Source organism: Brevundimonas diminuta 3F5N (genome assembly GCF_900163625.1).
Taxonomy (GTDB): domain Bacteria; phylum Pseudomonadota; class Alphaproteobacteria; order Caulobacterales; family Caulobacteraceae; genus Brevundimonas; species Brevundimonas diminuta_A.
On sequence record NZ_FUIE01000018.1, the window covers coordinates 1 to 10,552 of the forward strand.

Consider the following 10,552-nt stretch of genomic DNA (forward strand, 5'->3'; position numbering starts at 1 on the left):
CCACCTTCTCCCTCAAGGGGAGAAGGACTTAGATCCGCTCGCTGATCTTGATGGCGGCCTTGCAGCCGACCTTGATGACGCTGGAGAGCAGGCGGTAGGCGGGCGCCTCGCGGCTGCCGTGCTCGATGGCGTGGTCGTGGTGGGCCAGTTCCTCTTCGCGGAACTGGGTCAGTTCGGCGGCCAGTTCGGGGTCGCGGTCGCGGATTTCCTCGATCTGGTCGGCATAGTGCTTCTCGATGACGCTCTCGACCGCCTCGGTGCAGGCGTGGGCGGCCTTTTCCGAGATCAGGGCCGTGCCGGCGCCGAGCGCCGTGGCCGCCAGCTTCCACAGCGGGATCATGGCCGTGGGGCGCACCCGGTTCTCGTTCAGCAGGGCCTCGAAGCGGGCCAGGTGGACGGCCTCGTGCCCCTCCATCTCGGTCAGGTCGGCGGCGATGGCGTCCTTGCCCTTGCGGCCTTCCAGCACGGCGCGCTGGGCGCGGTAGATGTGGACAGCGGCGAACTCGCCCGCATGGTCGACACGCAGCATCTCGGCGAGGCGGGCCTTGTCCTGACCCACGCCGGGGCGGGCCAGAGGGATGCGGCGGGCGGCGGAGACGGCTTCGGCTGATTGGGTCATGACGCCTCTATCCTAGCTTCTGGGCGCGCGGGCGTCCTTGGGACGTTTCGCCGCCAGCAAGCTGAAGATAGCCAGCGCCAGGGAGATCACAAAGTTCCAGCCCGCCATCGACAGGCCCGCGAAGCTCCACGGAATGTCGCCGCAGGAGACGAAGCCCGTGCTTCCGCCCGTGCCGTCGACCAGGGCCGTCAGCGCCGACAGGTCGATGGTGGTGCTCGGCGCGGCCATGCAGGTGGCCGGCAGGGCCCACCAGCGCAGCTCGCCCCCGGCGTGATAGCCCGCCGTGATCGCCCCAGTCAGGAAGATCGCCGCCAGCAGGAAGGAGGCGATGCGCGGCGTGCCCCGGCTGGCCCGGCTGAACAGGGCCCAGAAGGTAGCGGCCCCGGCGATGGCGACGGCGGCCCAATAGACCTCGCGCTGCTTCAGGCACAGGTTGCAGGGCGCCAGACCGCCGAACCGCTCGAACGCATGGGCCGCGCCCAGCATGGCCAGGGCGGCGGTCAGGGCGAAGGCCGTCCACCAGCGGGTCAGCGTTTTATAGATCGCGCTCATCTGCGCCTCACAGGAACCAGGCGCCTCTCATAAACTGAGCGGGGACCGGCGTCGATCAGTGACCGATCAGCTTGACCATAAAGAAGGCGCCGACTAGCAGCGCCAGGAACAGCACGGTGAACAGGGCCAGCCGCTTCTCGACGATCGCCAACATGGGCGGGCCCCAGCGCTTGAGCACAAAGGCCACCAGGAAGAAGCGGGCGCCGCGCGTCAGCACGCACAGGGCGATGAACAGCGCCAGATTGAACTGGAAGATGCCCGAGGCGATGGTGATCAACTTGAAGGGGATGGGCGTCAGCCCCTTGATCAGGATGACCCAGGCGCCGTGCTGCTGGAACAGGGCCTTGGACGCCTCGAAGGTGTCCGCCTTGCCCAGCAGGGCCAGCATCCACATGCCGACCGGCTCCAGGAAGTAGCCGATGGCGTAACCCAGAATCCCGCCCAGCACTGAGGCGATGGTGCAGACCGTGGCGTAGAAATAGGCCCGTTCCGGCTTGGCCAGCACCATGGGCGCCAGCATGACGTCCGGCGGAATCGGGAAGAATGAGCTTTCGGCGAAGGAGACCACGGCCAGCGAGCGGGTCGCGTGACGATGGCGGGCCAGGGAGAAGACCCAGTCGTAGAGCTTGCGAAGCATTCAGGCGTCCCGATCGAGGCCCCCGCCTCTCGTCCCCCGCCCGATAGCAGGCCAGGCGGAACGGCGCGAGAGGCGAACGATCGCCTGCGACACCTGAACGTGTGCCGTTTCAATCCACAGCCGCCTTGCGCCCGATGCCGCCCCGCCAGTAGGTTCCGCCCCAATCAGCGGCCGCGCCATGCAGGCCTGAGCCGCGTCAAACCATAAGTAAAGAGGAGACGCGCCATGCAGGATGCCGCCAAACTCGACCAGGAAAACCCCCTCGGCGTCGACGGCTTCGAGTTCGTCGAATTCACCGGCCCCGAGCCCGAAGCGATGATTTCGCGTCTGGAGCTGATGGGCTTCACCCCGACCCATGTGAACCCGGCCAACGGCGTGGTGCGCCTGAAGCAGGGCGACATCACCATGCTGATCCACCGCACGCCCGCCGGGCAGGCGGCGGACTTCGCCAAGGACCACGGCCCCTCGGCCAACGGCATGGCTTTCCGCGTCGCCGACGCCAAGGCCGCCTATGAAGGCGCGCTGGCGCGCGGCGCCCGCAAGGCCGAAGGCATGGACGGCGGCGCCCTGGGCGGCGACTACCCTTATGTGCTTCAGGGCATCGGCGGCAGCCTGCTCTACGTCATCGACCAGTATGGCGAGAACGGCTCCCTCTATGACGCCTGGGACGAGATCGAGGGCTGGGAAGAGGCCGAGCGCAAGAACTCCATGGGCCTCGAAATTCTGGACCACCTGACCCACAACGTCCGTCGCGGCGAGATGCGGACCTGGTCCGGCTTCTACAGCTCGGTGTTCAACTTCGAAGAGCAGAAGTATTTCGACATCAAGGGCAAGGCGACCGGCCTGTTCTCCCAGGCCATGATCGCGCCCGACCGCGCCATCCGCATTCCGCTGAACGAAAGCCAGGACGAGAATTCTCAGATCGAGGAATTCATCCGCCGCTACAACGGCGAAGGCATCCAGCACATCGCCCTGACCACCGAGAACATCTTCGAGACGGTCGAGGCCATGCGCGAACGCGGCGTCGACTTCCAGGACACCATCGAGACCTATTTCGAGCTGATCGACAAACGCCTGCCGCATCACGGCGAGGACGTGGAGCGGATGCGCAAGAACCGCATCCTGATCGACGGTTCGGACGAGGAAGGCCTGCTGCTGCAGATCTTCACGCAAGACACCTTCGGCCCGATCTTCTTCGAGATCATCCAGCGCAAGGGTAATGAAGGCTTCGGCAACGGCAACTTCCAGGCCCTGTTCGACTCGATCGAGCTGGACCAGATCCGTCGCGGCGTCATCAAGGTCGACGCCTGAATGCGGTTTCGGCCTCCGCACTGGCTGCCCTGGCTCGGTCCGCTTCTAGCGGCCGGGGCGGGGGCGCTGGCGGGCGAATACTGGCTGGGAGGCGGGTTCTGGATGGTCCTGGCCGCCGCCCTGGTCTGCGGCTTCGCCCCCATCCTGGCCCATCGCCTGTGGCGACGCCTGCACCACAAACGCTAGACTGAGTTTTCCTCCCCATGATCATGGGGAGGGGGACCGCGAAGCGGTGGAGGGGCCTCTTCAGCGGAACCAAGCGGCCCCTCCGTCTCGGCGGCTGCGCCGCCGATCCACCTCCCCACGCAGTGGGGAGGAAAAAGAACAAAGGGGAGCTTGAAATGAAATCCATCGCCTTCGCCGCCGCTGCGGCCGCCGCCCTGCTGGCCTGCCCGGCCGTCGCTCAGGATGCGCCGCAATGGTCGCTCGCCATTCACGGCGGCGCGGGCGTCATCGAACGCGCCCAGCTCAGCCCCGAGCGCGACGCCGCCTATCGTGCAGGCCTGCAGGCGGCGCTGGACGCCGGGTCGGCTGTGCTGGCGCGCGGCGGCTCGTCGCTGGACGCCGTTCAGGCCGCCATCGAGGTGATGGAGGAGAACCCCCTGTTCAACGCCGGGCGCGGCGCCGTCTTCACCTCGGCCGGGAAGAACGAACTGGACGCCGCCGTCATGGACGGCACGGACCTGAACGCGGGCGCCGTGGCGGGCCTGACCCGCACCCGCCACCCCATCGCCGCCGCCCGCGCCGTGATGGAGAAGTCGCCCCACGTCATGCTGATCGGCGAAGGCGCCGAAACCTTCGCCCGCTCGGTCGGGCTGGAGGAGGTCGGCCCCGGCTTCTTCTTTACCGAAAGCCGCTGGCAGGCCCTGCTGAAGGCGCTGCGCGACCGGGGCGAGCCCCTGCCGCCGCGCCCGGAAGGCGCGCCCGCCGAACCGGCCCGTCTGGGTCCGGCCGCGCCGCTGGCCTTCAACCTGCATGAAGCCCCGCTGGACGAGCGCAAATTCGGCACCGTGGGCGCCGTGGCTATCGACAGCCAGGGCCGCCTGGCCGCCGGCACCTCGACCGGCGGCACCACGGCCAAGCGCTGGGGCCGGGTCGGCGACGTGCCGATCATCGGGGCCGGGACCTACGCCTCCAACGCCGACGGCTGCGCCGTCTCGGCGACCGGCACGGGCGAGTATTTCATCCGCGCCACGGTCGCGCGCGACATCTGCCGACGCACGGCCGAGGGCGCTAGCGTTCAGGCCGCCGCCGACGCCGAGATCGCCGAAGTCGGAACCATCGGCGGGGACGGCGGCGTCATCGTCATGGGCAAGGACGGCGTCCACGCCTTCTCGATGAACACCTCGGGCATGTATCGCGGGGCGGTGTCCTCGACCTCGCCCGCCCGCGTGGCCATCTACGGCGACGAAGCCGGGCGATGAGCGGCGAGGTCGTCGATCTCGAACAGAAGTTCGCGGCCTTCTCCGATCACTGGCGGCCGCGCATCGCCGCTCAATTAAACGGTCAGGACGTGCGGCTGGTCAAAGTCCAGGGGACCTTCCCCTGGCATCGCCACCCCGAGGCTGACGAGATGTTCCTGGTTTGGAAGGGCCGGTTTCGGGTTGAGTTCCGCGACCGGATCGAGACGCTGGAGCCCGGCCAGTTCATCGTCGTGCCCCGCGGCGTCGAGCATCGCACCGCCGCCGACGAGGAAGCCGAAGTGCTCATCTTCGAGCCGTCTGAAGTGATCAACACCGGCGATGCTCCGTCCTCAGACTTCACTGCGCCGTCCGGCCAAGCGATATGATCCAATTCCGATGACGACACGAGACAACCCCGGCGTGTTCGCGCCCCCTCCGCTGATCTACCTGGCCTTCCTGCTGGTCGGGTTCGGGATCGGCCGCCTGATCGACGAGCCGTCGCTGGGGCTGGCCACGGACTGGCGACGCGGCCTGGCCTTCGTGCTGGTGATCGGCGGCCTGGCTCTGGACGGGATCGCCGCCGGGACCTTCCGTCGCCTGGGCACCCCGCCCGAGCCGTGGAAGCCGACCACGGCGCTGGCGACCGGCGGACTGTACCGCTTCAGCCGCAATCCGATCTATCTGGGCTTCGGTCTGACTTACATCGGCTTCGCCGTCGCCATGGACAGCCCGGTCGCGCTGGGGCTGATCCTGCCCTGCCTGATCGTCATCGACCGCTTCGTCATCGCCCGTGAAGAGCGTTATCTGACCGCGCGCTTCGGCGCCGACTACGAGGCCTATCAAAGAAAGGTCCGCCGATGGCTGTAAGCCCCGAATCGCCCGCGCCCCACGCCGATGAACTGTCTGAAATGGCCATCGAAGAACTGGACGCCGCCTGCGGCCTGCGCTGGGTCGAACTGAAGGCCATCACGCCCTGGGGCGATACCTATGAAGGCATGGCGCCGTCCGGCCGCACGGTCGAGATCGAGCGCCGCTACCTGTGGGCGCACGAACCCGCGGGCGCCGTCATCGTCGAGGTCGAGGTCCGCGACCCCGCCCAGCGCACCGGCGCGGAGGCCCGCGCCGTCATCTCGCCCCCGAACAGTTGATCGAACGGCGTCAGCCCCGCTCATCTCCCCGCTTCCCAATCGTCTCAGCCAAGACTAGCTTCACCCCATGAAACTCGCCTCGCTCAAGCACGGCCGTGACGGCCGCCTCGTCGTCGTCTCCAACGACCTGAACTGGTTCACGGACGCCTTTCTGATCGCGCCGACGCTGCAGGCGGCGCTGGACGACTGGCAGCGGTGCGAGCCGCTGCTGCGCGCCCTGGCCGAAAGCCTGGAGCACGAAGGCGTGCCGCGCGGCCGGTTCCACGAGCGCGACGCCGCCGCTCCCCTGCCCCGCGCCTATCAGTGGGCGGACGGCTCGGCCTATGTGAACCACGTCGAGCTGGTGCGTAAGGCGCGCGGCGCCGAAATGCCGCAGAGCTTCTGGACCGACCCGCTGATGTATCAGGGCGGCTCCGACGGCTTCCTGTCGCCGCGCGACGCCATCCCGCTGAAGGACGAGGCCTGGGGCTGCGACCTGGAGGCCGAGATCGTGGTCGTGACCGGCGACGTGCCCCTGGGCGCCAGCCGCGAAGAGGCCCTGGCGGCGATCCGTCTGGTCGGCCTGGTCAACGACGTCAGCTTGCGCAACCTGATCCCGGCCGAACTGTCCAAGGGCTTCGGCTTCGTCCAGTCCAAGCCGGCCAGCGCCCTGTCGCCGGTCTTCGTCACGCCGGACGCCCTGGGCGACCGCTGGAAAGACGGCAAGCTGTCCGGCGCGCTGCTGGTTCAGGTCAACGGCCAGGACTTCGGCAAGGCCGACGCGGGCGTGGACATGACCTTCGACTTCGGCACGCTGATCGCCCACCTGGCCAAGACCCGCGCCCTGGGCGCCGGGACCGTCATCGGCTCCGGCACGGTGTCGAACAAGGACGCCGACGGCGGCCCCGGCAAGCCGGTGTCCGAAGGCGGCCTGGGCTACAGCTGCATCGCCGAGATCCGCACGGTCGAGACCATCCAGACCGGCGCGGCCACGACCCCCTTCCTCAAGCACGGCGACACCGTCCGCATCGAGATGCTGGACGACAAGCACCACACCTTGTTCGGCGCCATCGAACAGACGGTGGCGGCGGCCTGAACGAACGCCGGTCCGTTTTGGCTTGCAGCAGGGTACGGACCGGCTACCTTCTTCGGCCATCGGGCGGAGAAGGTTGATGAGGAACGGGATTTTTCAGGGCCTGACGGCTGCCGTCTTGAGTTTGACGACGGCTGCGGCAGCGGCGGCCCAGGACTCTGAAGACTGGGATCTGCTGGTTCAGCCTGAAAACGAGCTAACCGTGGCCTACACCCAATTCGACAATGGCCTTCTGCTGGCCGCTCGATGCCAGCGGGGGGTCTATCAGGTCATGATCGGCGGCCTGCCGGCGGCGCCGGAGAGCAAGGACTTCCACAAATCCAACCGGATTCTCGTCATCGGCATCGGTGATGAGGAGGAAGCGGAGCAACGTTTCCTGCTGGGCGACAATCCCAGCGTCGCCTTTTCGGAACTGCCGGCGCCCCTGGCGCGCCAGATGCGAGAGGGCGGAACGATGACGATTGTGGCGCCCGGAGGCGGCGAAGGCGGTCGCAATCTGCGCTATTTGGTAAAACTGCCTGCGTCCAACGCCGCAATAGATCAGTCTCTGACGGCTTGCGACCGACCGCTTGTCGATCCACGCGACCGGCAACTGGATGAACTGAAGGACGACGGTCTCCCGGTCAACCTGGCCTGGAAGCGGATGCCCCAGCCCGAATATCCCCAAGGTCGCACCTATACAGCGGGGTTTGCGGTCATCACCTGCGTCAGTCAGGCCGACGGCCGGGTTGATGATTGCGTGGTCGAGACGGAATTCCCGGTCGGCGGGGGCTTCGGCGCGGCCGCCATGCAGGGGACGCGCAAGGGGCGACTGGAAAACCGCGGGGGCGGCGACGGGGCCATTCCGGCCCGGCTGATCGTCTATCGCGTCAACTACGCCATGTCCGAACCTGAGCTGTCGACGGGCAGCCGCCTCCGTCGCGGCGACGAATGATGCGACACAGTGCGATCTTCGATTGACGGAGGCTTCGCCGCCGCTAGATTGCGCCGCCTTGAGCCTAGCCGTGCCGGTGTGGTGAAATTGGTAGACGCGCCGGACTCAAAATCCGGTTCCGCAAGGAGTGTCGGTTCGAGTCCGACCACCGGCACCACGGCCTGCTAGGGGATCGGAGCGCGGCTCTCCCCGAACCTGACCCCTTCCGCCGCCGTATCCTGTGGACGCGCCGCCACGCTTGATCCGCCGACCAGGGCGCTGCTCTCAGCGCAGAACGGGTTCATCTGCCGCTCCCAGCCGCCGTTGAGCGAGCAGGAATAGCAGCCTGACAGCGTCATGCTGACGCCGATGACCGCCAGAACCTTCCAGATACGACCTGGCATCCTCGTCCTCCATCCCTTCGGCCCGTGCAGCACGACGGCCTCACCCGCGCCGCCTGTCGCCGCGCAGCTTGCGCGCGTCTTGTGCATTCAGAAACGAATGCCCCTTGAACAACCGGACACAAGTGTCCACTTAGCGCTTCATGACCCGCCCCTTGCGACAAGACGCCGCGGAACGACGCGAAAGACTGCTGAAGGCGGCCGAGGACGCCTTTGCGCGCGACGGGCTGGACGTCCCCCTGCACCTGATCGCCGAAAAAGCCGGTGTGGGGCGGGCGACGCTGTATCGAAACTTCGCCGATCGGTCGGAGCTGGTGCTGGCGATCTTCGTCGAGCAGATCGAGGATCTGGGCCGCCGCACGCGCGCGCGGCTGGACGATCCGGACGCCTTCCTGTGGTTCCTGGAACAGTTGGTCGCTCTGATGATGACCAGCGCCGGCCTGTCCGCGCTCATCCGCGACCTGAAGGTCGAGGCTATGGAGCCGGTGCGCCGGGGCGTGCGCGAGGCCGGGGCCGAGGCCCTGGCCGTATCCCAGGCGGCGGGACGGGTGCGGCCTGACCTGACGGTCGAGGACATTCGCGTCCTGGCCCTGATGCTGGGCGCGCCGTCGCGGGCGGTCCTCTCGCCCGAGGACAGCATCGCCCTCAGCCGCCGCTCGCTGGAGCTGGCGCTCGACATGGTGCGCGCCCAGGGCGGAGCGCGCGCATGAGCCGCCGTCACTGGGATCTGCCGTGGGAGGAGTTCTTCGCCACGCTGAAGCCGCACGAGCGGCCGGTCATGCCCGGTTCGCCGTCGACGCCCGACCATACGATGCCCTGGCGCCTGGCCTATGGGCTGGTGGGCGCCCTGGTGACCATGACCGGCAGCCTGGGCAATGCGGCTGTGACGGCCAACCAGCCGCAGTTAGCGGGATCGCTGGGCGTGACTCTGGCCGAGGCGGCCTGGCTGCCGGTCATCTTCGTCATGACCAACGCCAGCATGAACCTGCTGCTGGTCAAATTCCGCATCCAGTACGGCCTGCGGCTGTTCGCCGAAATCGTCCTGATCGTCTTCCTGGCCGCCGCCCTGGCCCACCTGTTCCTGCAGGACTTCGTTTCAACCCTGGTGGTGCGGGCCGTCGCCGGGGTCGCGGCGGCGGGCATGACGACGCTGGGCATCCTCTACATCATTCAGGCCTTTCCGGCGCAGCACCGGCTAAAGGGCATCATCCTGGGCGTCGGCCTGTCCAGCCTGGCCATCCCGGCGGCCCGGCTGGGCGTCACCTCCCTGCTGGACCGCGACCTGTGGCGGGCCTTCTACATGTTCGAGGTCGGCCTGGTGCTGGTGGCCCTGGCCGCCGTCTTCGCCCTGAAGATGCCGCCCGCTCAGCGCATCAAGAGCTTCGAGCCGCAGGACTTCATCACCTTCGCCCTGTTCGCACCGGGCATGGCGCTGCTCAGCGCCGTGCTGGGGCTGGGGCGCATCGTCTGGTGGCTGGAGGCGCCGTGGGTCGGCTGGGCCCTGGCCGGCGCCGTCCTGCTGCTGTCGGCCGCCGCCATCCATGAGTACAACCGCGCCAACCCCCTGATCGACCTGCGCTGGCTGGCCGGACGCGACATCGTGCGGCTGATGCTGGCCATTCTGCTGGTGCGGATCGTGCTGTCCGAACAGACGACCGGCGCGGTCGGTTTCCTGCAGCAGATGGGTCTGGGCAACGACCAGATGCACGACCTGTTCTGGGTCATGCTGGCGGCCACGGCGACGGGATCGCTGGTCAGCGCCTTCACCCTGAACCCGGCCAAGCTGTGGAAGCCGATCTCCATCGCGCTGGGCCTCATCGCCCTGGGCGCCTATCTGGACAGCCATGCGACGGTGATGACGCGGACGTCCGAGCTGTATCTCAGCCAGGCCCTGTTGGCCTTCGCGGCCGCCTTCTTCATCGGGCCGACGATGATCATCGGCTTCGGCAAGGTGCTGCAGGGCGGCGGCAAAAGCTTCATCAGCTTCATCATCTTCTTCTCCCTGTGTCAGAACGTCGGCAGCCTGATGGGCTCGGCCCTGATCGGCACCGTCCAGACCCTGCGCGAGAAGTTCCACTCCAGCCAGTTGGCCGAGAGCATCAATCTGGGCGACCCGGAGACGATGCAGCGTCTGCAACAACTGGGCGGCGCCTACGCCCACGTCATCGACGACCCGGCGTTGCGTCAGGGCGCGGCCTTGCGCCTGCTGCACCAACAGGTCAGCCAGCAGGCCCAGGTGCTGGCCTACAACGACGTCTTCCTGATGATCTCTGTCGTCGCCGCCGTCGGCGCCGTCTGGGTCGCCGTCAACCATTACCGCCCCCGCATCGAAGCGCTGTGCCTGCGCCGCCGCGACGCCGCCGCGTCGCGCCAGACGACCACGCCTGCGCCCTCCGCCGAGTGAACCGGACCCGATCATGACCGACGCCGCCCCCTCCGCCCCGCCGCGTTCTGGAGACCAGGGGCGGGGGCGCGGCAGGCGTCGGAGCCTGGGCG

Annotated in this window: 14 protein-coding genes and 1 tRNA gene; 11 read left to right on the forward strand and 4 right to left on the reverse strand. The window is 67.8% G+C overall.

All coding sequences use genetic code 11. The features are described from left to right. Nucleotides 1-28: 28 nt before the first annotated feature. From FM111_RS03195 to FM111_RS03205, 3 genes are read right to left on the reverse strand one after another with little or no spacing between them, the layout of a single operon-like run. Nucleotides 29-619 (reverse strand): demethoxyubiquinone hydroxylase family protein, encoded by a 591-nt coding sequence (locus FM111_RS03195; protein ID WP_087139292.1) that lies wholly within the window; start codon nucleotides 617-619, stop codon nucleotides 29-31. Nucleotides 620-631: 12 nt separating this feature from the next. Further along, nucleotides 632-1,171: a disulfide bond formation protein B gene (locus tag FM111_RS03200; protein WP_087139293.1), complete on the reverse strand. Its 540-nt coding sequence runs from the start codon at nucleotides 1,169-1,171 to the stop codon at nucleotides 632-634. 55 nt (nucleotides 1,172-1,226) lie between these two features. Further along, nucleotides 1,227-1,808, reverse strand: a complete 582-nt coding sequence (locus tag FM111_RS03205; RefSeq protein WP_087139294.1) for a YqaA family protein — start codon at nucleotides 1,806-1,808, stop codon at nucleotides 1,227-1,229. Nucleotides 1,809-2,033: 225 nt separating this feature from the next. Between FM111_RS03205 and hppD the strand changes: the two genes are divergently transcribed. The 9 genes from hppD (at nucleotide 2,034) to FM111_RS03250 (ending at nucleotide 7,833) form a co-directional block, all read left to right on the forward strand. After that, nucleotides 2,034-3,119, forward strand: coding sequence for a 4-hydroxyphenylpyruvate dioxygenase (gene hppD / locus FM111_RS03210; RefSeq protein ID WP_087139295.1), 1,086 nt, complete (start codon nucleotides 2,034-2,036; stop codon nucleotides 3,117-3,119). After that, nucleotides 3,120-3,305, forward strand: coding sequence for a hypothetical protein (locus FM111_RS03215; protein WP_003164030.1), 186 nt, complete (start codon nucleotides 3,120-3,122; stop codon nucleotides 3,303-3,305). It abuts the gene before it with no gap. A gap of 155 nt (nucleotides 3,306-3,460) precedes the next feature. Continuing rightward, complete coding sequence (locus FM111_RS03220) at nucleotides 3,461-4,543, forward strand: isoaspartyl peptidase/L-asparaginase family protein (RefSeq protein WP_087139296.1); 1,083 nt, start codon at nucleotides 3,461-3,463, stop codon at nucleotides 4,541-4,543. Further along, nucleotides 4,540-4,908, forward strand: a complete 369-nt coding sequence (locus FM111_RS03225; RefSeq protein ID WP_087139297.1) for a cupin domain-containing protein — start codon at nucleotides 4,540-4,542, stop codon at nucleotides 4,906-4,908. The genes FM111_RS03220 and FM111_RS03225 overlap by 4 nt, the downstream gene beginning before the upstream one ends. A gap of 10 nt (nucleotides 4,909-4,918) precedes the next feature. Next, on the forward strand, nucleotides 4,919-5,389 hold the full coding sequence (locus FM111_RS03230) for a methyltransferase family protein (RefSeq protein WP_087139298.1): 471 nt from the start codon (nucleotides 4,919-4,921) through the stop codon (nucleotides 5,387-5,389). After that, the gene (locus FM111_RS03235; protein ID WP_087139299.1) at nucleotides 5,380-5,670 is read left to right on the forward strand and encodes a hypothetical protein; all 291 of its coding nucleotides are present in this window, start codon (nucleotides 5,380-5,382) and stop codon (nucleotides 5,668-5,670) included. Before FM111_RS03230 ends, FM111_RS03235 begins: the two co-directional genes overlap by 10 nt. Nucleotides 5,671-5,737: 67 nt before the next feature. Beyond that, nucleotides 5,738-6,745, forward strand: coding sequence for a fumarylacetoacetate hydrolase family protein (locus tag FM111_RS03240; protein ID WP_087139300.1), 1,008 nt, complete (start codon nucleotides 5,738-5,740; stop codon nucleotides 6,743-6,745). 76 nt (nucleotides 6,746-6,821) lie between these two features. Beyond that, nucleotides 6,822-7,676, forward strand: a complete 855-nt coding sequence (locus tag FM111_RS03245) for a hypothetical protein (protein WP_087139301.1) — start codon at nucleotides 6,822-6,824, stop codon at nucleotides 7,674-7,676. A 72-nt stretch (nucleotides 7,677-7,748) separates the two neighbouring features. Next, nucleotides 7,749-7,833: transfer RNA gene (locus FM111_RS03250), tRNA-Leu, on the forward strand. A 7-nt stretch (nucleotides 7,834-7,840) separates the two neighbouring features. Here FM111_RS03250 and FM111_RS03255 read toward each other — a convergent pair. Then, nucleotides 7,841-8,059, reverse strand: a complete 219-nt coding sequence (locus FM111_RS03255) for a hypothetical protein (RefSeq protein WP_087139302.1) — start codon at nucleotides 8,057-8,059, stop codon at nucleotides 7,841-7,843. Between the two features lie 152 nt (nucleotides 8,060-8,211). Between FM111_RS03255 and FM111_RS03260 the strand changes: the two genes are divergently transcribed. Both FM111_RS03260 and FM111_RS03265 read left to right on the forward strand, forming a co-directional pair. Then, on the forward strand, nucleotides 8,212-8,766 hold the full coding sequence (locus FM111_RS03260; protein ID WP_256968068.1) for a TetR/AcrR family transcriptional regulator: 555 nt from the start codon (nucleotides 8,212-8,214) through the stop codon (nucleotides 8,764-8,766). Then, the gene (locus tag FM111_RS03265; protein ID WP_087139304.1) at nucleotides 8,763-10,460 is read left to right on the forward strand and encodes an MFS transporter; all 1,698 of its coding nucleotides are present in this window, start codon (nucleotides 8,763-8,765) and stop codon (nucleotides 10,458-10,460) included. Before FM111_RS03260 ends, FM111_RS03265 begins: the two co-directional genes overlap by 4 nt. Nucleotides 10,461-10,552: the final 92 nt, after the last annotated feature.